The organism is Salipaludibacillus sp. HK11 (assembly GCF_047795645.1).
GTDB lineage: Bacteria > Bacillota > Bacilli > Bacillales > Salisediminibacteriaceae > Salipaludibacillus.
In genome coordinates, this window is record NZ_CP181045.1 from 3,820,480 (window position 1) to 3,846,606 (window position 26,127).

Annotated in this window: 25 protein-coding genes and 1 other annotated feature; all 25 genes read left to right on the forward strand. The window is 39.0% G+C overall.

Annotated elements, in window-relative coordinates; all coding sequences use genetic code 11:
* Positions 1 to 351 precede the first annotated feature (351 nt).
* Positions 352 to 630 (forward strand) — a binding site (T-box leader).
* 111 nt (positions 631 to 741) lie between these two features.
* The 25 genes from metG (at position 742) to ACM26V_RS18060 (ending at position 25,568) form a co-directional block, all read left to right on the forward strand.
* Complete coding sequence (gene metG, locus ACM26V_RS17940; protein ID WP_416148106.1) at positions 742 to 2,751, forward strand: methionine--tRNA ligase; 2,010 nt, start codon at positions 742 to 744, stop codon at positions 2,749 to 2,751.
* Between the two features lie 135 nt (positions 2,752 to 2,886).
* A complete protein-coding gene (locus tag ACM26V_RS17945) occupies positions 2,887 to 3,654 on the forward strand; it encodes a TatD family hydrolase (protein WP_416148107.1) in 768 nt (255 codons plus the stop codon).
* Positions 3,655 to 3,874: 220 nt separating this feature from the next.
* On the forward strand, positions 3,875 to 5,110 hold the full coding sequence (locus ACM26V_RS17950) for a ubiquitin-like domain-containing protein (protein WP_416148108.1): 1,236 nt from the start codon (positions 3,875 to 3,877) through the stop codon (positions 5,108 to 5,110).
* A gap of 178 nt (positions 5,111 to 5,288) precedes the next feature.
* On the forward strand, positions 5,289 to 5,870 hold the full coding sequence (gene rnmV / locus ACM26V_RS17955; protein WP_416148109.1) for a ribonuclease M5: 582 nt from the start codon (positions 5,289 to 5,291) through the stop codon (positions 5,868 to 5,870).
* Positions 5,870 to 6,745: a 16S rRNA (adenine(1518)-N(6)/adenine(1519)-N(6))-dimethyltransferase RsmA gene (gene rsmA / locus ACM26V_RS17960; RefSeq protein ID WP_416148110.1), complete on the forward strand. Its 876-nt coding sequence runs from the start codon at positions 5,870 to 5,872 to the stop codon at positions 6,743 to 6,745. Before rnmV ends, rsmA begins: the two co-directional genes overlap by 1 nt.
* A gap of 51 nt (positions 6,746 to 6,796) precedes the next feature.
* Positions 6,797 to 7,705, forward strand: a complete 909-nt coding sequence (gene yabG, locus ACM26V_RS17965) for a sporulation peptidase YabG (RefSeq protein ID WP_416148111.1) — start codon at positions 6,797 to 6,799, stop codon at positions 7,703 to 7,705.
* Between the two features lie 146 nt (positions 7,706 to 7,851).
* On the forward strand, positions 7,852 to 8,106 hold the full coding sequence (locus ACM26V_RS17970; protein WP_416148112.1) for a Veg family protein: 255 nt from the start codon (positions 7,852 to 7,854) through the stop codon (positions 8,104 to 8,106).
* Positions 8,107 to 8,319: 213 nt separating this feature from the next.
* The gene (locus ACM26V_RS17975; RefSeq protein WP_416151907.1) at positions 8,320 to 8,490 is read left to right on the forward strand and encodes a small, acid-soluble spore protein, alpha/beta type; all 171 of its coding nucleotides are present in this window, start codon (positions 8,320 to 8,322) and stop codon (positions 8,488 to 8,490) included.
* A 142-nt stretch (positions 8,491 to 8,632) separates the two neighbouring features.
* On the forward strand, positions 8,633 to 9,499 hold the full coding sequence (gene ispE, locus ACM26V_RS17980; RefSeq protein WP_416148113.1) for a 4-(cytidine 5'-diphospho)-2-C-methyl-D-erythritol kinase: 867 nt from the start codon (positions 8,633 to 8,635) through the stop codon (positions 9,497 to 9,499).
* Positions 9,500 to 9,575: 76 nt separating this feature from the next.
* A complete protein-coding gene (gene purR / locus ACM26V_RS17985) occupies positions 9,576 to 10,412 on the forward strand; it encodes a pur operon repressor (protein WP_416148114.1) in 837 nt (278 codons plus the stop codon).
* A 216-nt stretch (positions 10,413 to 10,628) separates the two neighbouring features.
* A complete protein-coding gene (gene spoVG, locus ACM26V_RS17990; RefSeq protein WP_416148116.1) occupies positions 10,629 to 10,919 on the forward strand; it encodes a septation regulator SpoVG in 291 nt (96 codons plus the stop codon).
* 148 nt (positions 10,920 to 11,067) lie between these two features.
* Positions 11,068 to 12,429, forward strand: coding sequence for a bifunctional UDP-N-acetylglucosamine diphosphorylase/glucosamine-1-phosphate N-acetyltransferase GlmU (gene glmU / locus ACM26V_RS17995; protein WP_416148117.1), 1,362 nt, complete (start codon positions 11,068 to 11,070; stop codon positions 12,427 to 12,429).
* Between the two features lie 42 nt (positions 12,430 to 12,471).
* A complete protein-coding gene (locus ACM26V_RS18000) occupies positions 12,472 to 13,419 on the forward strand; it encodes a ribose-phosphate diphosphokinase (RefSeq protein ID WP_416148118.1) in 948 nt (315 codons plus the stop codon).
* Between the two features lie 148 nt (positions 13,420 to 13,567).
* Positions 13,568 to 14,203, forward strand: a complete 636-nt coding sequence (locus ACM26V_RS18005) for a 50S ribosomal protein L25/general stress protein Ctc (protein ID WP_416148119.1) — start codon at positions 13,568 to 13,570, stop codon at positions 14,201 to 14,203.
* A gap of 226 nt (positions 14,204 to 14,429) precedes the next feature.
* On the forward strand, positions 14,430 to 14,990 hold the full coding sequence (pth, locus tag ACM26V_RS18010) for an aminoacyl-tRNA hydrolase (protein ID WP_416151908.1): 561 nt from the start codon (positions 14,430 to 14,432) through the stop codon (positions 14,988 to 14,990).
* 228 nt (positions 14,991 to 15,218) lie between these two features.
* On the forward strand, positions 15,219 to 15,446 hold the full coding sequence (locus ACM26V_RS18015; protein WP_416148120.1) for an anti-sigma-F factor Fin: 228 nt from the start codon (positions 15,219 to 15,221) through the stop codon (positions 15,444 to 15,446).
* Positions 15,447 to 15,772: 326 nt separating this feature from the next.
* On the forward strand, positions 15,773 to 19,321 hold the full coding sequence (mfd, locus tag ACM26V_RS18020) for a transcription-repair coupling factor (RefSeq protein WP_416148121.1): 3,549 nt from the start codon (positions 15,773 to 15,775) through the stop codon (positions 19,319 to 19,321).
* Positions 19,322 to 19,528: 207 nt separating this feature from the next.
* Positions 19,529 to 20,068, forward strand: a complete 540-nt coding sequence (gene spoVT / locus ACM26V_RS18025; RefSeq protein WP_416151909.1) for a stage V sporulation protein T — start codon at positions 19,529 to 19,531, stop codon at positions 20,066 to 20,068.
* A 255-nt stretch (positions 20,069 to 20,323) separates the two neighbouring features.
* Positions 20,324 to 21,919, forward strand: coding sequence for a putative polysaccharide biosynthesis protein (locus tag ACM26V_RS18030; protein WP_416148122.1), 1,596 nt, complete (start codon positions 20,324 to 20,326; stop codon positions 21,917 to 21,919).
* 27 nt (positions 21,920 to 21,946) lie between these two features.
* The gene (gene mazG, locus ACM26V_RS18035; RefSeq protein WP_416148123.1) at positions 21,947 to 23,443 is read left to right on the forward strand and encodes a nucleoside triphosphate pyrophosphohydrolase; all 1,497 of its coding nucleotides are present in this window, start codon (positions 21,947 to 21,949) and stop codon (positions 23,441 to 23,443) included.
* Positions 23,444 to 23,707 carry an RNA-binding S4 domain-containing protein gene (locus tag ACM26V_RS18040; protein ID WP_416148124.1) on the forward strand — a complete coding sequence of 88 codons (264 nt, stop codon included), beginning with the start codon at positions 23,444 to 23,446 and terminating at the stop codon, positions 23,705 to 23,707.
* Positions 23,708 to 23,797: 90 nt separating this feature from the next.
* Positions 23,798 to 24,091 (forward strand): sporulation protein YabP, encoded by a 294-nt coding sequence (yabP, locus tag ACM26V_RS18045; RefSeq protein ID WP_416151910.1) that lies wholly within the window; start codon positions 23,798 to 23,800, stop codon positions 24,089 to 24,091.
* Positions 24,088 to 24,672 carry a spore cortex biosynthesis protein YabQ gene (gene yabQ / locus ACM26V_RS18050; protein WP_416148125.1) on the forward strand — a complete coding sequence of 195 codons (585 nt, stop codon included), beginning with the start codon at positions 24,088 to 24,090 and terminating at the stop codon, positions 24,670 to 24,672. The genes yabP and yabQ overlap by 4 nt, the downstream gene beginning before the upstream one ends.
* 14 nt (positions 24,673 to 24,686) lie before the next feature.
* Positions 24,687 to 25,070, forward strand: a complete 384-nt coding sequence (locus tag ACM26V_RS18055) for an FtsB family cell division protein (protein ID WP_416148126.1) — start codon at positions 24,687 to 24,689, stop codon at positions 25,068 to 25,070.
* 75 nt (positions 25,071 to 25,145) lie between these two features.
* Complete coding sequence (locus tag ACM26V_RS18060) at positions 25,146 to 25,568, forward strand: S1 domain-containing RNA-binding protein (protein ID WP_416148127.1); 423 nt, start codon at positions 25,146 to 25,148, stop codon at positions 25,566 to 25,568.
* Positions 25,569 to 26,127: the final 559 nt, after the last annotated feature.

Sequence of the window (26,127 nt, forward strand, 5' to 3'; positions counted from 1 at the left end):
ATAATTTTAAATAGTTCGATAGATATTGATATATCAGTGTTCGAGAGATAATGAAAATATGACTGAAGTTTCCTCATTTACGATGAATCAGTTTGCACAAAAAATAAATTCGACAAAAATGGACATGAACATTGATTAATTTTTTGATCGACCCTCTCCCTTTTTACGACATTTTTAAACTAATTTTCAAGTAAGAAAAGCTAATGTATGAATACCTTACCCGTTTAAGGTAATAATGTAACAAAATTACAGTTTTTAATAAAATATAATCATCGTTCTAGGTTTGACATAAACGGGTAGATTATGTATATTTTGAAGAATGGGAATACTATTGCATACGAATGAATAACCAAGTTTCCGATGATGGGATGAGTAGATAAGGATGCTTATAGACAGAGAGCTGGCAAAAGCTGAAAACCAGCATAAGTGGAATTGTCGAAGATGGTCTTGTGAGGGACTGTTTTTTGAGCTTAATTTTTTAAGTGAAAGAAACACGGTGCTGGCCGTTACACAGTTTGTTGCAAACCGATTTTACGGTTTATATGCAGCATCTTAGAGGTTAACTAGCAGCTCAGCGCTGTGGTTAATAAATCTGGGTGGTACCACGTGAGGTTAACTCTCGTCCCAATTTTTGCGGACGGGAGTTTTTTGTCGTATTTTTGAGAGTTAAGGGTAAAAAGAATGGATTCCGTTCAAGAGAAAATTTCATAATAAATATATGTAATAAGAGGAGGAATAGAAATGGCAAGTGAAAAGAAATCATTTTATATTACGACCCCGATTTATTATCCTAGTGATAAATTGCATATCGGTCACGCTTACACAACGGTCGCGGGTGATGCAATGGCCAGGTATAAACGATTAAGAGGGTATGATGTAAGGTACTTGACGGGAACAGATGAACATGGGCAAAAAATCGAGCAAAAAGCGATGGATAAAGGGATTGATCCGCAGGAGTTTGTTGACGAGGTCGTGGCAGGCATCCAAAGTTTATGGAATAAACTAGATATATCTTATGATGATTTTATCCGTACGACTGAAGATCGTCATAAAAAGATTGTTGCGAAAATATTTGATCAACTGTTAGAGCAGGGGGATATTTACCTTGGAGAATATGAAGGTTGGTATTCTATTTCTGATGAAACATTTTATACAGCACTTCAACTTGAGGATGTAGAGCGTGATAAAGACGGAAACGTTATCGGTGGTAAAAGTCCAGATAGTGGACACCCAGTGGAAAAAGTTTTTGAGGAGTCTTATTTTTTCCGAATGAGCAAATACGCTGATCGTTTACTTAAGTTTTATGAAGAAAATCCGGAATTCATCCAACCTGATTCTCGTAAAAATGAAATGATTAATAATTTCATTAAACCGGGTCTTGAAGATCTTGCTGTCTCTCGTACGTCATTTGACTGGGGTGTAAGAGTCAATAAAGATCCAAAGCATGTCGTTTATGTATGGATTGATGCGCTATCCAATTATATTACTGCCCTTGGATATGGTAGTGAAGACGATACAAATTATCAAAAATACTGGCCGGCAGATGTACACCTTGTTGGAAAAGAAATTGTACGATTCCACACGATTTATTGGCCTATTATGTTGATGGCACTTGACCTACCACTTCCAAAGAAAGTTTTTGGTCATGGGTGGCTTTTAATGAAAGATGGAAAGATGTCGAAGTCGAAGGGCAATGTTGTTGACCCTGTTCCATTAATAGATCGCTATGGGTTAGATGCCTTACGTTACTACTTATTACGTGAAGTTCCGTTCGGTTCTGATGGTGTATTTACTCCTGAAGGATTTGTCGATCGTCTCAATTACGATTTAGCTAACGATTTAGGCAATTTGCTTAATCGCACGATAGCGATGGTTAACAAATATTTTGACGGTTCGATTCCAAATTACGTAAAAAATGCAACTCCTTATGATGAAACGCTTGTAGACTTAGTCGAAGCAACTGTTGATAAAGTAGAGACAGCAATGGAAGAAATGCAATTTTCTGTTGCGTTGGCCGCGATAGGTCAGTTGATTAGCCGAACAAATAAATATATTGATGAAACGCAGCCTTGGATTTTAGCGAAAGATGAAACGGCGAAAGATCAATTAGGGTCTGTGATGCATCATCTTGCTGAATCACTCCGACAAGTCTCAATCATGTTGCAACCATTTATGACTGCTACACCGAAAAAGATATGGAGTCAGCTTGGAATTAGTGAAGAACTAACAACATGGGAATCGTTGAAAACATTTGGTCAAATTTCTGCTAATACAAAGGTTGTGTCAAAAGGAATACCGCTTTTCCCTCGCTTAGACTTCAAGGAGGAAGTAGCGGAAATCGTCAAAATGATGGGGGGGACGGTGGTTGCGGACAATGAAGGAAGTTCGGATCCCCAACAAGATCTAAACTTGGATGTTCCAGAAGTCGATGAAATTACGATTGATGATTTTTCAAAAGTAGACTTAAGAGTTGCCGAAATTATTGCTTGTGAAAAAGTCAAAAAAACAAATAAATTATTAAAAATTCAATTAGATTTAGGCTACGAAAAACGACAAGTTGTCTCAGGTATTGCGGAGCATTATCAGCCGGATGACCTAGTGGGACAGAAGGTCATTTGTGTGACCAACTTAAAACCAGTAAAACTGCGAGGGCAATTATCGCAGGGAATGATTTTGGCAGGATCAACTGGAAATCAGTTGACATTAGCTACGGTTGCATCAGATTTACCAAATGGTTCACAGGTGAAATAAATATTAAATAAAATGCCTTTCCGACTTTTAAGATGGAAAGGCATTTCTATAGCTAGGCCTTCTGAATGTCGGAGATTCTATCATAAATGTTACCTATACGTAGCCTTAATTAAAAAAAGGAGAGGACATGAGATTATGTTATTTGATACACATGTACATTTGAATGTTGAGCAGTTTGAAGATGACCTTGAAGAAGTGATTGCTCGTGCACAAGAAGCGGGAGTAGAGAACATGGTTGTTGTTGGATTTGACGAAAAAACAATAAAAAAAGCGATAAATCTCGTCGAAACTCATGATTTTTTGTATGCAGCTGTAGGATGGCACCCGGTCGATGCGATTGACTTAACAGAAGAGCATCTCAATTGGATTGAAGAGTTAGCATCTCATCCTAAAGTGGTTGCAATTGGGGAAACCGGCTTGGACTATCATTGGGATAAGTCACCGAAAGACGTACAGAAAGAAGCGTTTCGAAAGCAAATTCATTTAGCGAAGCGAGTCAATTTACCGATCATTATTCATGATAGGGAAGCTCATCAAGATATTGTTGATATTCTAAAAGAAGAAAAAGCTGAAGATGTGGGAGGGATCATGCATTGTTTCGGTGGAAGTATTGAAATTGCCCAAGAATGCTTGAAGATGAATTTTCATCTTTCATTTGGAGGTCCGGTAACGTTTAAAAATGCAATACGTCCGAAAGAAGTAGTGAAAGAGGTTCCTTTGGAACGACTTCTTATTGAAACCGATGCGCCCTTTTTAGCACCTCACCCATTTAGGGGAAAGCGAAACGAACCTGGTTATGTGAAACTGATTGCTGAACAAATTGCAGAGCTTAGAGAAGTCAGTTACGAAGATATTGCAAAGCAAACAAGCTTAAATGCAAAAAAACTTTTCGGGATTAGCTGACATAAAAAGATAATTAATGTCGACGAACCGTGTCGTACCTTCTATGCTTGTCCGAAGTTCTACATTGTCCGCCTCTTACATAAAGTATCAATGTCGAGAAGAATATCTTTCCTTTTAAGACCATAGGTTTCATAATGGCATGGAAAGTATTCACAATTTATTTATTGACACTGAGGGAGGGACAGCGTATAATTCGGTTTCGTGAAGGAGGGGTTCAACCATGATACTATGGATGAAGCAGCTTATCTCAGGTTTTTCATTGAGAAAGCTGGCCGTTTCCAGCGTCGGACTAATAACATTGATGAGTATTTTAACTTTTGCGATTTATGAAGTGACAAAGGCAGAAGTAATCGTAAACGCGGATGATGAAGAGATATCTGTATTTACTCACGCATCAACAGTTAAAGAGGTGTTGGAAGAACAGAATATTGATATGGGGAGACATGATTTAGTCGAACCATCAGCAGACACAGCGATCAGAGAAGCAATGACTATAGAGTATAAACCTGCGCAGCAAATTGTTGCTCATATTGATGACGATCAACAAACGGTTTGGACTACCGTTGAAACGGTAGGAGAATTTATGGATGAATTGGACATAGAAGTATCTGAACATGATCTCATCGAACCGTCTTTAGAAGAAGCGTTAACTACGGAAGTGACGTTTGAATCTGCTTTTCAAATTACCTTGCAATTAGAAGGTGAAGAAGAAAAGGTTTGGACCACTTCAAAAACAGTTGCTGATTTATTAGAATCAGAAGATATTGAGTTAGGCGATTTGGATCGCGTGGAACCTGCTGAAGAAGAAAAAATTCTTGAGGAAGTAGAAGTTAACATTGTTCGCGTGGAAAAGGTGACCGATGTTGTGGAAGAAAAAGTCGACTACGGGACGGTAACTCAAAATGATTCGTCGCTAGAACAAGGTTCTGAACAAGTGAAAGAGCAAGGAAAAGAAGGCAGAATTGAAAGACATTACGAAGTCGTTTTGGAAGATGGAGAAGAAGTCTCTCGAGAACTTCTAAAAGAAGAAGTTGTTACGGAGAGTGAAGACAGAATTGTTGTTGTTGGTACAAAAGAACCAACGCCAACAGTATCAAGGGGATCAAGCCCGTCGGAGTCATCAAATTCGTCTTCTACGTCTTCTGGTTCGTCAACAAGTTCTGGTGGCTCTTGGCAAACGTTCACAGCTACTTCATACACAGCTTTTTGTAATGGATGTTCTGGCGTAACGGCTACAGGAATTGATTTGCGTGCTAACCCGAGTGCGAATGTCATTGCCGTCGACCCAAGTGTCATTCCACTTGGCTCAACTGTCGAAGTGAAAGGTTATGGTACCTACACAGCTGGAGACACAGGTGGAGCTATTAAAGGTCGGAAAATTGATATATTTATCCCAGATAAAGATAAGGTCCGTGCTTTTGGGCGCAAGTCTGTTGAAATTAGGGTATTAGATTAACAAATGTTATGTATCTTGCACAGGGGAGATTGCCTCTGTGCTTTTTTCTATTTATTCTTTATACTATTAGACGTAGTAACTTCAAAAAAGGTTCCAAATATCTTGAAATATTCTTGTTTTTTTAGGGACAATCAAAAAAGGTCCCACGAATCTATTGTTAGTGAGAGAGGTAAGTTTTATGGAACGGGATACAATAAAAGAAATGATTGTTGTCGAAGGGAAGAATGATACTCACACGTTAAGACGGTCGTTTACGTGTGATACGATCGAAACAAACGGTTCAGCTATTTCCGAACGAACGTTGGAAAAAATCCGGTTTGCTTTATCAAGAAGAGGTGTAATCGTGTTTACAGATCCAGATTATCCTGGTGAGAAAATCCGTAAAACAATCGATCGATACGTCCCTGGATGTAAACATGCGTTCTTAGCAAAGGATGCGGCGATTGATTACCGTAGAAATAAAATTGGGATTGAACATGCCAATCAAGGAGATCTTCGAGAAGCTCTAATGGCTGCAAAATCTTCGTTTGTAGAACATGAAGGTATTCACAGTGTGGAAGAGATAACGAAAGAGGAATTGATTCATCTAGGATTGATTGCCGGCAGTTCCGCAAAGCAAAAGCGAGAAAGGCTAGGCGATGAATTAAATATTGGCTACACAAATGGTAAACAGTTATATAAACGTCTAAAACAATTTCGCGTGACAAAAGAGGAATTTCAGAGAGCAGCCGAAAAGGTGGAAAAGGAGTTACGCAGCTAATGGACAAAGACATTGCAACACCTAAACGAACGAAAGAAATATTGAATCAATACGGGTTTTCATTTAAAAAAAGTCTTGGACAAAATTTTTTAATCGATCCAAACATTCTTATTAAGATTGTTCGGGCTGCAAATCTGTCAGAAAAATCTGGTGTAATTGAGATTGGTCCTGGAATTGGAGCTCTAACAGAGCAGTTGGCTAAAGTGGCCGAGAGAGTTTTAGCTTACGAAATCGATCAACGATTAATACCAATTCTTGCGGAAACATTGTCACCTTATCCGCATGTGAAAATCATGCATCAAGATGTATTGAAGACAGATGTAAAAAATGAGATTGATGAATTTTTCGAAGAAGGACAAGACTTGGCTGTTGTAGCCAATTTACCTTATTATGTGACGACACCTATCTTGATGAAATTACTAGAAGATAAGGTTCCAGTTCGAGTAATTGTTGTTATGTTACAAAAAGAGGTAGCGGAAAGGATCGCAGCAAAACCTGGCTCAAAAGCTTATGGATCACTTTCGATTGCTGCTCAATATTATGCCGAGGCAGAGACTATTTTCACTGTTCCGAAAACAGTCTTTGTTCCTCAACCAAATGTTGATTCTGCGATTTTGAGATTAACGAAACGAAGTTCACCACCAGTTGATGTAAAAAATGAGTCATTTTTCTTTGAAATTGTGCAAGCCTCATTTGTACAACGAAGAAAAACATTACTGAATAATTTGGCAAAGTTTTTTGAAGAGTCCTTCCTTAAATCTCAAGTTGCAGATATGTTATCGAAGATGGATATTGATCCTAAAAGAAGAGCTGAATCTCTATCAATAAACGAATTTGCTCAAATATGTAACAGATTTTATGGAGACAAACGTTAGTAGCATGTGACCGCCTTCTTGCATAAAGTAGCGTAGAAGGAGGCGTGATGAATGACTGAGATCAAAGCCGGTCAAATCGTCGGACGTTTGTCATATGATTGTGATGTCTTATTTCGTGTGCATCGGATTCATGGGGGGGAGGCAGAGCTCTTCGGAGAGGAAGTTCGACTTGTGGCAGATGCGCCTTTAGATGATCTCACCGTAATTGAAGAAGAAGATAGGAAAATTAGAAAGCGAGAGCAAAAGCTACAAGAAGAAAGTTGTTACCATTTGTTTCGCCAGGAAAGAAAACTGGTTCGAGAAAAAACTGATTACGATATAACGTCAGGTTACACAAAAAAAAACGCCTATTTTGAAGTGCCTGGAAGAGTGCTTCATCTTGACGGCGATCCTTTATATTTAAAGAAGTGTACAGCTGTTTATGACCGATTAGGGGTTCCTGTGTATGGGGTTCATCTCCCTGAAAATGAGATGGCAGAGCAGGTCGCTTCCTTAGTTGAAATGGTGCGACCTGATTTGCTTGTTATTACAGGACACGATGCATATACCAAGTCAAGAGGATCTAAATCAGAACTAAAGGCGTATCGGAATTCAAAAAATTTTGCGGATACGGTTCGTGAGGCGCGTAAGGTAATTCCTTATAAGGACCATTTAATGATTTTTGCAGGTGCATGCCAATCCCATTTTCAATCGATTCTTAAATCAGGAGCAAACTTTGCTAGTTCCCCTGAGCGCGTGAATATTCACGCGTTAGATCCTGTGTATGTTGTCGCCAAAGTTAGTTTGACACCTTATTCCGAACAGCTAAGCATGTGGGATATTCTTAAGACGACGTTATCAGGCGAAAAAGGACTTGGTGGATTGGAGACAATCGGCTCATTAAGACGTGGCATTCCTTTTTATGACAATCCAAATGAAGAAGAAGAAGGCAATAAAAACAACCATGACATTCTCACATAATTCGGAGGTAAATGGGTCAGCCTAACGAATATGAAAAATAATGAAAAATGTATTGACACAGACAAACAGCATTGTTATAATTTTAGATTTGATTTGACTTGTGTCCAAGTCTGTGCTATACTTATTTCTAAGTGAGGTGTGGTGGAATGGCAAAAACATTATTGGAAATCAAAAAAATTCTTGAAGCCAATGTAGGAAAGAAAGTAACAGTCCAAGCAAATGGTGGAAGAAAGAAAATGATTGAACGTTCTGGTCTCTTAGAGGGAATCTATCCAGCTGTTTTCACAGTGAAACTAGATCGTAATGAACATTCTGTAGAAAGACTTTCTTATAGCTACACAGACGTCTTGACGGAAACAGTCAAGCTCACAATGCGAGATGAAATCCCAAAAGAAGCATAATAGAAATACTACGGTTACTCAACAAATGATCTAATCACTCACTTTTAGTGTTGATTGTTTGTTGGGTAATCGTTTTTTTAGGTTGAACGTATAAACAATTTTGTTGGTGTCTAGTTATCATTTGCCTTTGTGGAACCAATTATTTCTAACGTAAATCTTATTGTCGTGGGGGAAGCTATACTTGTCGCAATGGTTATAAAGGAGAGGTTGCCGATGAGTAGAAGAAGAGGGGTTATGTCAGATCAGTTTAAAGAGGAACTGGCAAAAGAACTCGGCTTTTATGATACCGTTAAACAGGAAGGCTGGGGCGGTATACGTTCGCGAGATGCTGGTAATATGGTGAAACGAGCCATTGAACTAGCTGAAGGTCGATTAAAAAGCTAGACAACTTTACCCCATTGCGGCACTTATTTGGCCAGAGTCCATAACTCTGGTCTTTTCTTATGTCATAAAACAAGGTATTATCTAGTGTGAACAAATGCTAGAATAAAGAAAAGGTATGGAACTTAAAGAAGCAGGTGGTAGCATGATAAAGGTGGTAAAAGCACCAGCAAAAATAAACTTAACGCTTGATGTTGTCGGAAAGAGGGGCGACGGCTATCATGAAGTTGAAATGATTATGACAACTGTAGATTTAGCTGACAGGATACAACTCTCTCTCATAAAAGAAGATCAGATAAATATAGAAGTTAATATTGGACATGTTCCGAATGATAAGCATAACCTTGCGTATCAAGCGGCCAAAGTATTAAAGGATCGCTACTCAATAACAAGTGGGGTGTCGATAAATATCGATAAACATATCCCTGTATCAGCTGGCTTAGCCGGTGGCAGCACAGATGCTGCTGCTGTATTAAGAGGTTTAAATGAGATGTGGTCTTTAGGACTTTCTCTAGAGGAGTTGGCTGAGATTGGTCTAACGATTGGTTCAGACGTTCCCTTTTGTGTTCATGGGGGTACTGCAATAGCCAAGGGGCGTGGAGAAACGTTGACGTTTATTCCTACACCACCACCTTGCTGGATTGTGTTAGCGAAACCGTCATTAGGTGTTTCGACAAAGGACATATACCAACGACTTGACCTAAATAAAATGAAGCATCCTGATACTCAAGGGATGAAAGAAGCTATCGAAACTGGAGATTTTTCAGGTATATGTAAAAAACTAGAAAATGTAATGGAAACCGCAACATTTGAACTTGCTCCAGAAGTAAAAAATATAAAGCAACGTTTGATTCAATTTGGTGCAGAAGGAACTGTGATGAGTGGGAGCGGCCCAACTGTATTTTCACTGACTAGTAGTGAAACAAAAGCATATAGACTTTATAATGGTTTAAAAGGTTTCATGGATGATGTGTTTGTTGTTCGTCTTTTAGGAAGTAGATATCAAATATAATTACTGTACTTCTTGTTAGATCCGTATAAAAATGATATATTACGTTTATAATATTCGGATTTACTGGAGGTGCCGTATGAAGTATCGACGTAGTGGTCGTTTAGTGGATATGACCCAATATTTATTATCTCATCCACACCAACTGATTCCTTTAACGTTTTTTTCACAGCGCTATGAATCGGCAAAATCGTCGATTAGTGAAGATATCGGTATTGTGAAGGAAGTATTTGAAACAAAACGACTAGGCAGATTGGCAACATCAGCCGGTGCATCAGGTGGAGTGACGTTTGTTCCGACTGTTGACCTTGAAGAAGCTGAACAATTGGTTGATCGTCTTTGTAGTCAATTACAAGACCCAAGTAGGCTGCTTCCTGGTGGATATTTATATATGATGGACATTATCGGAGACCCGTCTCTTTCGCAGCAATTAGGAAGGATCTTTGCCTCGTATTACCGGGCTGAAAAAATCGATGCTGTCATGACAATGGCTACGAAGGGAATACCATTAGCTTATGCAGTCGCAGCTCACCTACACGTGCCAGTTTGCATCGTCCGACATGAGCAACGGATTACAGAAGGATCAATCGTGAGCATTAACTATGTATCAGGTTCAACGAAACGAATTCAAACGATGTCACTAGCAAGAAGAAGTTTGAAACCGAAGTCTCATGTACTTATCGTTGACGATTTTATGAAAGCTGGCGGGACAGTTCGCGGTATGATGGATTTAGTTGAAGAATTCCAATCAACGGTTGCAGGGGTTGGTGTGTTGACTGAAGCTGTTCATGAAGAAGAAAAACTTGTGGGTGATTATACGTCATTGACGAAGCTTTCCCATGTAGATGTAAAGAATAAAGCTATTGAAGTGGAACGTGGGAATATTTTTCAAAGTCTGTTTGCAAAAGATAACTGAATAAAATGAACAAACCGTTGCTAATCGATAAAAGAGGCTGCGGTTTGTTTGTATTTAGATGCTTTATGAATAATTCTGGATGACGTTAAATTTGATAAATATATTTAAGCGATTACATTTTTAAGGTTTTTTTATTCAAAAAAGAAGGATTATTCCAATTTATAGCGAATCGAGTTAAGTAAGAAGGTATTTCATTGCAAAAAGGTGGTGGCAGATATGGAAGTAACAGATGTGAGACTTCGCCGTGTAAATACGGAAGGTCGTATGCTAGCAATCGCATCTATTACCATCGATGAGGAGTTTGTTGTTCATGACATTAGAGTCATCGACGGCAATAATGGCATGTTCGTTGCAATGCCGAGCAAGCGAACACCAGATGGAGAGTTCAGGGACATTGCTCATCCAATTTCATCGAAAACTCGTGAGAAGATTCAATCGGCAGTGTTAACAGAGTATGATCGAGTTGGTGACAAGGTAGAATCGTATGAAGAAGCAGGAGCGTCATAATTATTTATTTTTAACTAGCCCAGCCTTGAATATTTATAGGCTGGGTTTATTTTTTTTAACTTATCGATGATTTATTGTCTATTATCTTGAAATAAACACTAATATGAGATATATTCGTAATGGAAAAACAGGCCATGGAGGTTATTAAATGATAAAGCGATTTGCAATCGTATTAGCAGCTGGAAAAGGAACAAGGATGAAATCAGACCTATATAAGGTACTTCACCCTGTTTGTGGTAAACCAATGGTTCAACACATTGTAGATCAGCTTGAACAATGTCAGATAGATGAAATGGTGACAATTGTCGGACATGGAGCCGAAAAAGTGAAAGGTCATCTTGGTGAAAGGACTCAGTATGCCTTGCAAGCCGAACAACTGGGAACGGGACATGCTGTGATGCAAGCTGAACAAATGTTGAAAAATAAACAAGGGATTACGATGGTCGTGTGTGGAGATACCCCGTTACTTACTAGAGAAACGATGGATGCACTGATCGAACACCACGAGTCGACAAACGCAAAAGCAACGATTCTAACGGCATATACAAATGAACCGACGGGATATGGCCGTGTCCTGAGAGACTCCGCAGGAACAGTAGAGAAAATAGTTGAGCAAAAAGATGCATCAGAAGTTGAGAAGCAGGTCAAAGAAATTAATACGGGGACTTATTGCTTTGATAACGAAACGCTTTTTGAAGCATTGAAGCGAGTAGGTAATAATAATACTCAAGGGGAGTACTATTTACCAGATGTGATTGAAATTTTACAAAAAGACGGTGAAATTGTAGCTGCCTATCAAACAGAGGACTTTCATGAAACGATAGGTGTCAACGACCGAGTAGCATTAAGTCAAGCAGAAAAATGGATGAAAAAACGGATTAATGAAAAATGGATGCGTGAAGGTGTTTCTTTCATTGATCCAGAGCAAACGTACATTTCTCCAGATGTTACAATAGGTAAAGATACAACGCTACATCCAGGAACAGTCTTGTTAGGGGAAACGATTATTGGTGAGCGTTGTCAGATTGGTCCTCATACTGAGGTGAAGAATAGCAAGATTGGTGACGAGACAGTAGTTAAACAGTCTGTTGTTCATTCTAGCTTAGTAGGAAATTGGGTCGCGATCGGACCGTTTTCTCATCTTCGTCCTGAAACAACATTAGCAGATCACGTTCGTGTAGGAAATTTTGTAGAATTGAAGAAAATGTCAATGGGACAAGGCAGCAAAGCTTCTCACTTGAGTTATCTGGGTGATGCGGAAATAGGCGCAAGTGTTAATGTTGGATGCGGCTCGATTACGGTTAACTACGACGGTGAGAAAAAGTATTTAACGAAAATAGAGGATGGTGCCTTTATTGGTTGCAATTCTAATTTGATTGCTCCAGTAACGGTTGGAAAAGGATCATATGTAGCGGCTGGATCAACGATTACTGATAATGTCCCGCAAGAATCATTAGCTATTGCTCGCGAGCGTCAGTCGAATAAAGAAGGTTATGTAAAGAAAAAGTAATACACACGAAGAAAGTAAATTTTAATGGAGGTTATCAACACAATGCCGTACAATGATCGCAATTTAAAGGTGTTTACACTAAATTCGAATCCTACATTAGCGCATGAGATTACTAAGGAAATCGGCATCGAAATGGGAAAGAGTTCGGTGCAAAGATTTAGTGATGGAGAAATTCAAATTAATATTGAAGAAAGTATTCGTGGATGTGATATTTTTGTAATCCAGTCTACTAGTTCTCCAGCAAATGAGCATATTATGGAATTATTAATTATGATTGATGCATTGAAACGTGCGTCGGCAAATAACATCAACGTTGTTTTGCCTTATTATGGCTACGCTCGCCAAGATCGAAAGGCCCGCTCTCGTGAACCGATTACGGCGAAGTTAGTTGCAAATCTTCTGGAAACTGCTGGAGCAACACGTGTTATTACATTGGATCTTCATGCAACACAAATTCAAGGGTTCTTCGATATTCCAGTTGATCAGCTTGTTGGCGTGCCGATCTTAGCAAGCTATTTTGAAGAGAAAAACCTTTCCGATATTGTAGTAGTCTCTCCGGATCATGGTGGAGTTGTGCGGGCTAGAAAGATGGCTGATCGTCTCAAAGCGCCGATTGCGATTATTGATAAACGACGCCCGAAGCCGAATGTATCGGAAGTAATGAATATCATTGGTGATATCGAAGGTAAAACAGCAATCATCATTGATGATATCATTGATACAGCTGGTACGATGACATTGGCAGCAAACGCGATGATTGAGAGAGGGGCAAAAGAAGTATATGCATGTAGTACTCACCCCGTTTTATCAGGACCAGCTATTGAAAGAATCGAATCCTCTAAAATAAAAGAACTTGTTGTAACCAATTCGATTCGACTTCCAGAGGAGAAGATAATTGATAAAATAACGCAATTATCGGTTGGACCATTGCTCGGCAAAGCGATTATGTATGTTCACGAAGAGCGATCTGTTAGCCGTTTATTTGATTAAGATAGTACATTTGTTATATACTAGAGATTCATGAAGTTTCTAAAGGTTTAGGTGAGGCCACTTACGCTCCCGAATAATAACAGGTTTCAATCCAACTTTCGTTGGGAAAAACATAGGAATACCCCAAAAAATGATGAGGTGAATGGATATGGCTACAGTTTTACAAGCGTCAGTAAGAGAAGATTTAAAAGGGTCGAAATTATCTAAAATACGTTCAGAAGGGAAGATCCCTGCTGTAGTATACGGAAAAGCATTTGGTAATAAACCGGTTGCCGTGAATCAAATTGCATTTATTAAAACACTTCGTTCAGAAGGAAAAACAGGTGTTTTTAAGCTTGATATTGAGGGCACGCAAACAGATGTAATGATTTACGACTTACAATATGATGTCATTAAAAATGATGTTGTTCACGTAGACTTCTATGCAGCGAATATGAAAGAGGAAATGGATGCCGATGTTCCTGTTCATGTCGTGGGTGATTCAGTTGGTGTTAAAGACGGCGGAGTTTTACAGCAAGCAGTTTATGAGCTATCTGTCCGTGCTTTACCAGCTAATTTACCAGATTCAATTGAAGTTGAAGTATCTGAACTTAATGTGAATGATTCGCTTCAAGTAAAAGACCTTAAAAGTGGAGCTAAATTTGAATTTAACAATGATCCGGAAGAAGTCGTTGTTGCAGTTCTACCTCCAGATGAGGAGCCTGAAGAGCCAGAAACAGAGGAAGCTGCCGAGCCTGAATTGGTTGGTGCTGAGAAAGATGAAGAGTCAGAGGAAGATAAATAATTAAAATAAAGGGTATAACCGTATAGGTTATACCCTTTAAACATATGACTTCTTGCTAGACATAAATGGGCTTAGCATCATTAACTTCTCCAAATAGGAAGTTAACTTTCAAGGCAAATTGCAGTATAATAAGAAATGTCACATTATCATGCAAGGAGAGAATATGATGTTATTTAAGAAGCTTTTCCAACGGAGGGCAGAAGATCAAGAAGGAGAGAACGTACCAATGAAGCTCGTCGTCGGACTCGGTAACCCAGGGAAAAATTATGAACGTACAAGGCATAATGTAGGCTTTGAGGTGATTGATAAGTGTCAGGAACGATTAAAAATTGAATTGGATCAGGCGAAATTCAAAGGATCCTACGGATTTACACGAGCTGGCGGAAAGAAAGTGTTTTTACTTAAACCACTTACGTATATGAATCTGTCTGGGGAATCAATCGTGCCGCTTATGAATTACTTCAAGATTGATCAAGAAGATTTATTAATCGTTTATGATGATTTAGACTTACCCCCTGGTAAAATTCGTTTGCGGCAAAAGGGAAGTCACGGGGGACATAATGGCGTGCGCTCGATCATTCAACATTTAGGGACCGATCAATTTAATCGTATCCGAATTGGAGTCGGGCGCCCAGATCCTGGCATGTCAGTTCCTGATTATGTGTTAGGTACTTTTCCACCAGATGATCGACAAAACGTTGAGGAGTCCTTAGAAAAAGCAGCAAAAGCTGTGGAAGCATGGACAGAAAAAGATTTCTTGAAAGTCATGAATGACTTTAATCAGTAGAGTGATACTAAATAGCTGTTTTAATTCAGAATGTTGATTAAATTTCTAGTGTCACTCGAATGAACGGTAATTTGATTATTGAAGGACCATTCGATCCTTTCTCTAACATTAAAATATCAACAAATTTCACGAAAAGACCTTACTGGTTTGTAAGTACCCTTGAATACTTCAATCGAAGCTTGTTCATACTAAATGGACAGTCTTGTGTTTGATAAGGAGGGGACAAAAATGTCTGTACATTATTATTGTCGGCATTGTCAACAGAAGGTAGGGTCGATTGAAGCTAATGTGGATACTCGACAGCTAGGACTCGAGCAATTGAATGAACAAGATAAGCAAGAAATGATTGAATATGATAAAGAAGGTCATGTTCACATACGAACCATTTGTGAAGACTGCGAACAAACATTAAAAGACCATCCGACTTACCATGAACAAGAATCCTTTCTTCACTAAAATGAGGTTCGACAAGCTTTGGCAAGTTTCGCCAAAGCGTTTTTCTAGTAAGTTAAAAGGATAGTAATTATTTCACTTATTATAACTATTAGACAAGACGTTATCTTAAAAGCGTCTTGTGCTTTTCAATTAGTATTTAGCTTTATTAATTAGAGAGACGTAAGAGACGTAGTGTGTTAGTAAAAGTAGACTTTGTTTGCAATAGAAAAATTATCGCATGTTTCTGGTAGAAAAAGTGATTGTAATTTAGATAAAATAGATAAATGTGAAGACTTTTTTGGATAATGAAAAACTAAAAGATGATTTACAAGAAGGTGGGGAAGACCTTGGAAGGGTTAATTAGAACAATTTATGATGGTGATGATGTCTCCAGTATTGTCGAAGGTCTTGAAGCAAACTTATCTGAACAGATGGTTTCTGGTCTAACAGGTTCAGCGCGTTCGTTGATGCTTGCGGCCATATACAAGAAAACGGGACACTCACAGTTAGTCGTTACTCATAATTTATTTCAGGCGCAAAAGTTATTTGATGATCTTGTTACGATTTTAGGTGAAGAGCATGTCTTTTTATATCCAGTTAATGAATTGATTTCTTCTGAGGTAGCCGTTGCTAGTCCGGAGATGAGAGGACAAAGGCTCGAGGCGCTTAATCGATGGACGTCAAACAAGGAAGCAATTGTGATTTCACCGATTGCCGGAGTTAGACGATTACTCCCCCCGCCCGCCATGTGGGAAGGGCGACAAATTACCTTTCGATGCGGTGAGGAATTAGAATTATCATCTATGTTAAATCAATGCATTTCAATGGGATACCAAAGGGTTGAAATGGTTTCTGCACCTGGGCATCTCAGTGTACGAGGAGGAATTATTGACGTTTATCCGTTAACAGAAGAACACCCTATTCGTATAGAATTATTTGATACGGAAGTTGATTCAATCCGTTTCTTTGACGTGGAGACGCAACGGTCGATCTCACAAGAAAAACATGTGACAATAGGGCCGGCTAAAGAAATATTACTAGACGAAGAACATTTTCAACGAGGCGCGGCAAAGTTGGAAGAACAATTAGCGGTGAGTTTAAAAAAGATAAAAAATGAAGTTGTTAAAGAAAAGTTAGCAGAGCAAGTAGGGGCTGAGATTGACTGGCTTAAAGAACGTACAATGTTCGATGTAATGTACAAATATATGTCAATGTACTACGAGAAGAACCATACGTTGATTGATTACATTCCAGCGCAAGGGGCTGTTTTTGTTGATGAGATCAGTCGGGTCCAAGAAATGGTGCAAAGCCTAGAAAGAGAAGAAGCAGACTGGCAGACGACGATGCTTTCTCAAGGTGGTGCAGTTTCTGACTTACAGATGTCTCAATCATGGGAGGATATTCTTCAGAATTCCGTAGCACCGATGATTTACTTAAGCTTATTTTTACGTCATGTTCCTACAACAAACCCTCAAAATATTGTAAATATTCAAAGCAAAACAATGCAGAATTTTCATGGTCAGCTTCATTTACTTAAAAATGAAATTGTTCGTTGGAAAGAAGCGGGGTATTCGATATCGTTTGTATGTGAAAATGAAGACCGCGCTAAACGAATGAAACAGGTGTTAGAAGATTACGAGATTGAAGCTGCCATTGTTGGAAGTGAATACCTTCCAGTCAAAGGGCAGGCGCAAATTACAATTGGAAACTTTATGTCAGGATTTGAACTTCCTTTACAACGTCTAATCGTTATTACCGAGGAAGAAGTTTTCACCAAAAAAACACGAAGACCCAAACGTAGAAAACTATCAAACGCCGAACGAATTAAAAGCTATTCTGAACTAAAAGTTGGCGATTGGGTAGTTCATGTTAATCATGGGATAGGAAAGTACTTAGGTATCGATACGTTAAAAGTCGGGGATATTCATAAAGATTATATGCACATATCGTATGCTGGTAATGACAAACTCTATGTACCTGTAGAACAGATAGATCAAGTGCAAAAATATGTTGGTTCTGAAAATAAAGATCCAAAGTTATATGCATTAGGTGGAAGTGACTGGAAAAAAGTGAAGAAAAAGGTGAAGTCTTCTGTTGAGGATATTGCTGAAGACTTGATCAAAGTATCCGCAGAGCGAGAGCGAAGCAAAGGGCATGCCTTTGCAAAAGATGGCCCTGAGCAACAGGAATTTGAAGCATCATTTGCATACCAAGAGACTGAAGATCAAAGCCAATCGATCGAAGAAATCAAACACGATATGGAGCTAGAACGACCGATGGATCGGCTATTATGTGGTGATGTCGGTTATGGGAAGACAGAAGTAGCCCTTCGTGGAGCTTTTAAAGCAATCATGGATGGAAAGCAAGTAGCATTATTGGTTCCGACGACAATTTTGGCGCAACAGCATTACGAAACGATTCGTGAACGTTTTCAAGATTTTGCTGTCAACATTGGTTTATTGAGCAGATTTCGCACTCGGAAAGAAATGAAGCAAACCTCAGATGAGCTGAAAAACGGTCATTGTGACATTGTTGTTGGAACGCATCGACTTCTTTCTAAAGACGTTACGTTTAAGGATTTAGGTTTGTTGATTGTTGATGAAGAGCAACGCTTTGGTGTAACGCATAAAGAGAAGATTAAACGGATGAAAGCGAATGTCGACGTGCTGACATTAACAGCGACTCCGATTCCAAGGACTCTCCACATGTCGATGCTTGGTGTCAGAGATCTATCGGTTATTGAAACGCCACCGGAGAATCGTTTCCCAGTGCAGACGTATGTGGTGGAATATAATGAATCTCTCGTTAGAGAATCGATTGAACGTGAGTTGGCTAGAGGGGGTCAAGTTTACTTTTTATATAATCGCGTAGAGGATATTGAATCGATGGCCGATAAAATTTCCACGCTTGTCCCTGAAGCGAATGTCAAGTTTGCTCATGGTCGGATGACCGAAGGTGAGTTGGAAACGGTGATGCTAGATTTCCTTGAAGGAACGACAGAGGTTCTCGTAACGACGACGATTATTGAAACAGGAGTAGATATTCCAAACGTGAACACGTTGATTATTCATAATGCAGATCGAATGGGTCTTTCTCAGCTCTATCAGCTTAGAGGACGAGTCGGACGGTCGAATAGAGTCGCTTATGCTTACTTCACTCATCAGCGAGATAAAGTGCTCACAGAGGTAGCTGAAAAACGTCTACAATCGATTAAAGAATTCACCGAACTTGGGTCAGGGTTTAAAATTGCCATGCGTGACTTGTCTATTCGCGGAGCAGGAAATTTATTAGGTGCGGAACAACATGGGTTTATCGCTTCGGTCGGCTTTGACCTCTACTCACAAATGTTGAAAGATGCAATCGATGAACGAAAAGAGTCGATTGAGAGAAATGGTGAGCCAAAACAGGAAGTTGAACCGGAAATTGAACTAGATGTGAAAGTGGATGCTTATATTCCTGCCTCATACATTCCTGATTCTAAGCAGAAAATTCATATGTACAAACGATTTAAAATGCTTGGCTCTCAGCGTGATTTATTGGATTTACAAAATGAGATGATCGATCGTTTCGGTAATTATCCAGCGGAGGTCAGTTATCTTTTTTCTGTATCGAAAATCAAGTTGCTATCAAAACAAGAGAAGGTAGAATCAATATCTGAGAAGAATCAACAATGCAAGGTGATTTTTAGTGAAGAGGCGACGGACCGAATAGATGGGGCCAAGTTATTTACGGTTGTAAATAAAATATCACCGAAGTTACATTTGTCGATGATAGGGAGTCAACTTGCGATTCATCTGAAAACAAAGTCGTTAGAAGATGGCGAATACATGAAAATTCTCGAACAAGTTCTTTCAAAGTTAGAAGATGTCAAAAAAGATGAAGTAGCGAATGTATAAGTTATTTCATTAAAAGCTTTATGAAATGTAGCACCTATGGGAAATCATAGGTGCTACAAATGCGTTTTATAGGAAATTAGAGAACTTTATTCTTGAATTGGTGAATAGTTCTTTTTATTAAATCAAATAATAAGGACAAGGTTCTGATCCATGTAAAATGTTTCGAGACATCTTAGATTAAACAAAGAAAGCGAGGCAATATATGTGATGAAAGCAACAGGCATCGTTCGTCGTATTGATGATTTAGGTCGCGTGGTAATTCCAAAAGAAATAAGAAGAACTCTTCGCATACGAGAGGGAGATCCATTAGAAATTTTCGTCGATAGGGATGGTGAGGTAATCTTAAAAAAATACTCACCTATTTCTGAACTAGGGGATTTTGCAAAGGAATACGCGGAAGCTCTTTACGATAGTTTAAATCATATCGTCCTCATCGCCGACAGAGATACGTTTATTGCTGTGGCTGGAGGGTCTAAAAAAGAATATCATAATAAACCAATTGGAGAAATTGTAGAAAAATCGATGGAAGAAAGGAATACTGTTATTCAATCGAAACAAGGAGAGTATACAATTGCTGGAGAGATGAGCGAATCGATCGAAGGTTATTGCATTTCTCCAATTATTGCGAATGGAGATCCGATTGGTGCTGTTATTTTATTAAGTAAAGGGAGCGGCAAAGTTGGTGATGTCGAAGAAAAGCTGTCAGAAACGGCGGCTGGTTTTCTAGCAAGGCAAATGGAGCAGTAACAAATACTCTGGTAAAAGTTGATTGATGTTTATTTTTCTCTCTTGCTTCGTTAGACTGCAGCTATGAACCCGCTCGACGAGACCTGTCGAGAATTTTCACGAAAGGGAGGAGAAAAGCTGGGATACTTAGCATAGCAAACCAAATATAAGGTAAAAGTAGCACCTACATAGAATTGTAGGTGCTGCTTTAATGATGGAGGGGTTCTAACATGCTATAATAACAAGGGATTATTAGGTATAGAGAGGAAATTAATCATGATAGAGAGTCGTCAAAAGCAAACATGGTTAAGGGGAGCATTGTATCTCTCGCTAGCAGCGTTCGTGGTCAAGTTGTTAAGCGCTGTGTACAAAATTCCTTATCAAAACATCACAGGGGATATTGGTTTCTATGTATATCAACAAGTTTATCCATTATATGGCGTTGTGTTCGTGTTGGGAGCTTATGGCTTTCCACTTGTCATCGCAAAAATAGTAGCTGCTAATGACGGAGATAAACCAGGGGATTTGTCATACATGATGCAAAGATTGACATTTCTTTTTCTATGTTTATTCTTCATTCATGCAAGTCTAGGGATTATCATCATTGCAACTGCAGATGGTATTGCCGAGATGATGGGAGATGCCCAGTTAGCACTAGCGGTTAGATGGATGGCTGCTCCTTTTTTCTTAATTCCATTTCTGGCGATTGGCAGAGGTGCTTATCAAGGAGTAGGCGAATTAATTCCAACAGCTATTTCACAAGTTGCTGAACAAGTGATTCGAGTCTCTGTCATTTTAGTCGTTGCTATTTGGGCGATGCAAGGAAACAACCCTTACTTAGCGGGGACATCGGCTGGAATTGGAGCATCTTTTGGCAGTTTAGCAGGGGTGACTGTTCTTTACGTGATGTGGAAGAAAAACCGCGATATCTTTTTAGTAAAGTCATTTAACTGGTCTTTGCCAAATGGTTGGTGGAAAGACTTGAAGACCTTGCTCGTAGCAGGTACATTTGTTTCAATCAGTGCAATGGCTTTGATAATTTTTCAACTAATTGATTCCTTGATGATTTTTCGGCTACTTGAGTCAAGTGGCTGGTCGATGGCTAAGGCAGCCATCGAAAAAGGAGTTTATGATCGTGGTTGGCCACTTATACAATTCGGTGCAGTTATTACGACAGTGTTTTCGTATGCCGCAATCCCACATATTGCTCGCGCATATGAGGCTGGTCGCCTGTTTGATGCGAAAGAAGAAATTCGTCGCTCGGTTAAGGTGTGTTTTGTGTTTGGTGGTGCAGCTGCAATGGGAATAGTAATGATCATGCCGTCATTAAACAAAATGATGTTCACTGATTATCAAGGTACGATGACGTTACAATTAATAACCTCGGTTGTTTTCTTTGGTGCGATATTTATGACGGTTGCAGGTTTGCTTCATGCTGTAGGAAAAGCTGTTGTGTCTGTATATATATTGATAGGCGGTATTTTACTAAAGATCTCGTTTAATTTTGCATTCATTCCAGCTTACGGAATTTTTGGAGCCGCTTTAGCATCAGTAATGCCTTTTGTTATTATGGCTCTCGTTTCACTCGGAGTACTCATCCGCTTGTCACTTTGGAAACCTGAATCCTTCCATTTTTGGTGGAAATGGTTGTTAAGTCTTTTTGGAATGATTGTATTCCTAAGTATTTATCAAGCAGGAATGGAAAGGCTTTTGCCAAATGGGCGAGGAGCAGAGGCGATTCTTTCATTATCATCTGCGAGTCTTGGTGCAGCGATCTATTTATGGCTTATTTATTACTTTCGTCTGTTCACGAAACAAGAATGGGATCACCTACCGAAAATTGGACGTTGGTTTCCTTATAGAGCTAAATAAATCACAGACTAAAGGGAGGAACACGCATTGAATAAAACGATACATATCATTGGCCTAGGTGCGGGGGATATTAATCAGTTGCCCTTAGGAGTTTATCGAAAGTTGAAGGAAAATCGTGATCACATGTTTGTCCGAACAGAGGATCATCCAGTGATAGAAGATTTAAGATTGGAAGGAATGAGATTTACTAGTTTTGATTTTATTTATGAGGATCATGATCAATTTGAAGATGTCTACAAAAAAATTGTTGAGAGACTACTTGAAGAAGTCGCTGAAAAAACATCGATTGTTTATGCAGTTCCAGGACACCCAATGGTAGCAGAGGCTACTGTTCAAAGTTTATTACAGCAAACAGACGAAGTTGATGTCGTTGTTGAAGGGGGACAAAGTTTTTTAGATGCGATGTTTAGCGCTTTGAAGATTGATCCGATTGAAGGGTTCCAGCTCGTTGATGGGGTAACGATTCAACCTGAAAACCTTATCCTAACTCAGCATGTTATTATCGGACAAGTGTATGATCAATTAAGTGCTTCTGAAGTTAAATTAGCATTGATGGAGCGTCTGCCTGATGATTATGAAGTGGTGGTAGTTACCGCCGCTGGAAGTGAACAGGAATCGATTGAATATGTTCCACTTTATGATCTAGATCGTGTAGCGACGCTAAGTAATTTAACGGCTGTGTATCTCCCACCTGTGCAAAGTGAAGAACTGTTGTATCGTGATTTTTCTAAACTTCGTCAAGTCATCAAGACGCTGCGAGGCCCGAACGGCTGTCCGTGGGACCGAAAGCAAACGCATGAATCATTAAAGCAATATGCTGTTGAAGAGACGTACGAATTGTTAGAAGCGATCGACGAACAAGATGATGAGCACCTTGTCGAAGAACTTGGCGATGTGTTATTGCAAGTACTCCTCCATGCGCAAATTGGTGAAGACAATGGCTATTTTAACGTAGAAGACGTGATCAAACGATTGACAGAGAAAATGGTGCGAAGGCATCCTCACGTGTTTGCAAATGGTCATGCTGATAATGAAGATGAAGTCGTTTCAAATTGGGAAGATATTAAAAAGCAAGAAAAAAGTGAAGCGGGTAGATACGAAGATGCTCGGGTTTCAGCACTCGATGGTATTCCAGCGACACTACCTAGTCTTCTAAAAGCCTTCAAATTGCAAAAGAAGGCGGCAAAGGTTGGTTTTGATTGGGGAGAAGAAGCGCCAATGTGGATGAAGCTTCAAGAAGAGATTGCTGAATGGTTGCACGAAATGAAAGAAGGATCTTATGATACTGCTGTCGAAGAGTTTGGTGATGTCTTGTTTGCATTTGTTAATTTGGCTCGTTACCATCAGATTGATCCAGAAGAAGCATTAAGGCAGACAAATGAAAAATTTTCTCGGAGGTTCCGATATATCGAGCAAGCAATAGACGAACGGGGAGATGTATTTAATGAACAATCATTAGTTGAACTTAATGCTCTCTGGGATAAAGCAAAAGAAGAAGAAAAGAACAATAAGGGGGGAATATAAATGCGGTTAGATAAATATTTGAAAGTATCACGTTTGATCAAACGACGAACGATGGCTAAGGCGGTTGCTGATCAAGGCAGAGTAAAAATCAATGGTCAAAAAGCAAAAGCAGGTACTGAAGTGAAATTAGGTGATGAATTAGACGTGTTATTCGGTCAAAAACACGTAAATCTTCGCATTGATAGGATTGAAGAAAAGGCGAAAAAAGAAGATGCTGCGACTTTTTATACTATTTTATCAGAAGAGAAAATTAATAATGACTAGGGTAGCTTGTTCTTTTTATTCCTCCTTGGACATACAGTTAGGATAAAGATGTTTAGAAGGAGGATGGGGATGGAGCGATCATATGACTATATGCAGCCAGGCCCAGGGCTTGGGGGGAAAAATCGAGAGCATAAACTTGTTCTCAATTCCCGAAAGGTTCTGGAAATTACAGGAGTCAAGCATGTTGAGAGTTTTGACAGTGAAGAATTTCTCTTAGAAACGGAGATGGGTTTTTTATCAATTCGCGGTCATAATTTACAAATGATAAACTTGGACGTAGATGAAGGGCAGGTTTCAATTAAAGGCAGAATCGATGATCTTGTGTATTTGGACCAGCACGACGGCGAGAAGTCTAAAGGGTTGTTTGGGAAGTTATTTAAGTGAGCTTAGATGTTCAAATGGCTTCCTTGCTTGCAAGTACACTGATGGGGATCGGTTTAGCGGGATCTTTGGATACGTATGAGCGAATATTAGGAAAGAGAACATCTTTTACCTGGTTAAGAATGATTAATGATTTTCTATTTTGGATTGCTCAAGCGCTCATATACTTCGGCGTACTGTTGTTTATGAATCACGGAGAGGTGCGCTTCTATTTAGTGCTCGCTGTACTTCTTGGTTATGCAATATACCGTGCATTATTTGAGCGAACATATCGAAAAATATTAGAACAACTTCTTTATACAGGTAATCGATTGGTTCACATATTAGTTCGTATTACCTATGCATTTGTAATAAACCCGACAAAAGGATTATTGAAACTACTGTATCGCTTAAGTATGATTGTAGTAACAACATGTTGGATAATTGTATCAACTTTTATTTATTGGGTCTTTAAACCTATTTATCTTATGGTAAAATATGTTGACAGAAAGATTGGACAACCTTTTATAAAGCAGCGAACTATAATCGTAAACAGAATAAATAACTTACTAAAGCGTATTTCATATAACCGAAAAAACAAGTGAGGAGAGGTGATAGAATGGAACAAGGCAATAAGAAAATTCGTCAATTAACATCCGAGTACATGGAAAGACAAGCGTTGTTAGAGGAACAGCGAAGAAGACGACGAAAAGGATTGATTCGCCGTTTGTCTGTGTTTACATTCTGTGCCGTTATCTTCCTTTCATTTGTCGGTGTTACTATCTTCCAACAACAAGCATCAATTCAAGCACAAAATACTCAAATTGAGCAGATGGAAGAAGAGTTCGTTCACCTAGAGAAAGAAGAGGTGAGACTGAAGCAGGAAATTGAATGGTTGCATGATCCCGAGTACATCGCTGAGTTAGCGCGAAGAGATTTCTTTCTAACTAAACCTGGAGAAACGCTGTTTCAACTACCTCGATCTGGGACGCCGAGTGATTGACGCAGAGCTCGCTCAATCGGTATCATATAAAAAATTATATATTTCGAGGTCCATGAAGGAGGAGCTTCTTTAACAATGTCCATTGAAGTAGGCAGCAAATATCAAGGGAAAGTGACTGGAATAACTAATTTTGGAGCTTTTGTTGAATTGCCGGGTGGATCCACAGGACTTGTTCATATTAGTGAAGTTGCTGATAGTTATGTGAAAAACATCAATGAATTTTTAAGTATTGGTGATGAAGTGACTGTTAAAGTCTTGAATGTGGAGAAAGACGGGAAAGTTGGTCTTTCTATTAGAAAAGCGAAAGAACAAACGAACTCCAAATCATTAGAGAAACGTCAGCCACGTAAATCTACGAAGTCTAAGCCAAGAGATCAGCGACCTGCTTCTTTTGAAGATAAAATGAGTCGTTTCTTAAAAGATAGTGAAGAAAGATTGTCATCATTGAAACGTAATACAGAAGCGAAGCGTGGAGGTCGAAACTCCAAACGAAATTAAAGCTTGCTGTTGTGCTGATAAATATAGTTTTAGAATGAGCCATCATTAACTTATCGCGAAGGCGATTTGGAGTGAGGCTTTTTTTGTACTTTAAGGATGTTTAATTTCGCTAAAGGAATAAAGTATAAGATAAACTAAGGCTCTCGCTATGAAGGACTTACCGACAAGCCAAGTTTTTTTATGTTTGAAAAAGGTAATAAGAAAAGCTAAAAATCGATGTAGCTAATCGAAAATATTTCAATTTCTGCCGAAAATTAAAATATGAAAAAGAAAACACCGTATAACCGTATAAAGTGACAAAAAATAGACAAGCTTATTTGGTTAATCCAATCGAATATAAAACACGATAACGTTGATAAAAGCGGCTCCAATTGATCCTTAACTTGATGGGTCAATATTTTAGGTCTTGGACGAGTGATCGAGCATTGTGTATCATCTTCTGATCCACAGACGTTTTCCGTAGATATTGGTCGAAGAGTTTTTTTTGTTCACTCTTGTTATTTGACAAATTATGTATCTCTATCATGTTTTAATAGGAGGACGAACTTTTGACAGGAGG

Excerpts from the sequence above, each read along its gene's own strand:
- ACM26V_RS18040 (WP_416148124.1), top strand. The coding sequence starts at position 23,444 with ATGCGGTTAGATAAATATTTGAAAGTATCACGTTTGATCAAACGACGA.
- rnmV (WP_416148109.1), top strand. The coding sequence starts at position 5,289 with ATGGAACGGGATACAATAAAAGAAATGATTGTTGTCGAAGGGAAGAAT.
- glmU (WP_416148117.1), top strand. The coding sequence starts at position 11,068 with ATGATAAAGCGATTTGCAATCGTATTAGCAGCTGGAAAAGGAACAAGG.
- spoVG (WP_416148116.1), top strand. The coding sequence starts at position 10,629 with ATGGAAGTAACAGATGTGAGACTTCGCCGTGTAAATACGGAAGGTCGT.
- purR (WP_416148114.1), top strand. The coding sequence starts at position 9,576 with ATGAAGTATCGACGTAGTGGTCGTTTAGTGGATATGACCCAATATTTA.
- ACM26V_RS17975 (WP_416151907.1), top strand. The coding sequence starts at position 8,320 with ATGAGTAGAAGAAGAGGGGTTATGTCAGATCAGTTTAAAGAGGAACTG.
- yabP (WP_416151910.1), top strand. The coding sequence starts at position 23,798 with ATGCAGCCAGGCCCAGGGCTTGGGGGGAAAAATCGAGAGCATAAACTT.
- pth (WP_416151908.1), top strand. The coding sequence starts at position 14,430 with ATGAAGCTCGTCGTCGGACTCGGTAACCCAGGGAAAAATTATGAACGT.
- ACM26V_RS18030 (WP_416148122.1), top strand. The coding sequence starts at position 20,324 with ATGATAGAGAGTCGTCAAAAGCAAACATGGTTAAGGGGAGCATTGTAT.
- ACM26V_RS18015 (WP_416148120.1), top strand. The coding sequence starts at position 15,219 with ATGTCTGTACATTATTATTGTCGGCATTGTCAACAGAAGGTAGGGTCG.
- metG (WP_416148106.1), top strand. The coding sequence starts at position 742 with ATGGCAAGTGAAAAGAAATCATTTTATATTACGACCCCGATTTATTAT.
- ACM26V_RS17945 (WP_416148107.1), top strand. The coding sequence starts at position 2,887 with ATGTTATTTGATACACATGTACATTTGAATGTTGAGCAGTTTGAAGAT.
- ACM26V_RS18060 (WP_416148127.1), top strand. The coding sequence starts at position 25,146 with ATGTCCATTGAAGTAGGCAGCAAATATCAAGGGAAAGTGACTGGAATA.
- ACM26V_RS17970 (WP_416148112.1), top strand. The coding sequence starts at position 7,852 with ATGGCAAAAACATTATTGGAAATCAAAAAAATTCTTGAAGCCAATGTA.
- rsmA (WP_416148110.1), top strand. The coding sequence starts at position 5,870 with ATGGACAAAGACATTGCAACACCTAAACGAACGAAAGAAATATTGAAT.
- yabG (WP_416148111.1), top strand. The coding sequence starts at position 6,797 with ATGACTGAGATCAAAGCCGGTCAAATCGTCGGACGTTTGTCATATGAT.
- spoVT (WP_416151909.1), top strand. The coding sequence starts at position 19,529 with ATGAAAGCAACAGGCATCGTTCGTCGTATTGATGATTTAGGTCGCGTG.
- ACM26V_RS18005 (WP_416148119.1), top strand. The coding sequence starts at position 13,568 with ATGGCTACAGTTTTACAAGCGTCAGTAAGAGAAGATTTAAAAGGGTCG.
- ispE (WP_416148113.1), top strand. The coding sequence starts at position 8,633 with ATGATAAAGGTGGTAAAAGCACCAGCAAAAATAAACTTAACGCTTGAT.
- ACM26V_RS18055 (WP_416148126.1), top strand. The coding sequence starts at position 24,687 with ATGGAACAAGGCAATAAGAAAATTCGTCAATTAACATCCGAGTACATG.
- ACM26V_RS17950 (WP_416148108.1), top strand. The coding sequence starts at position 3,875 with ATGATACTATGGATGAAGCAGCTTATCTCAGGTTTTTCATTGAGAAAG.
- ACM26V_RS18000 (WP_416148118.1), top strand. The coding sequence starts at position 12,472 with ATGCCGTACAATGATCGCAATTTAAAGGTGTTTACACTAAATTCGAAT.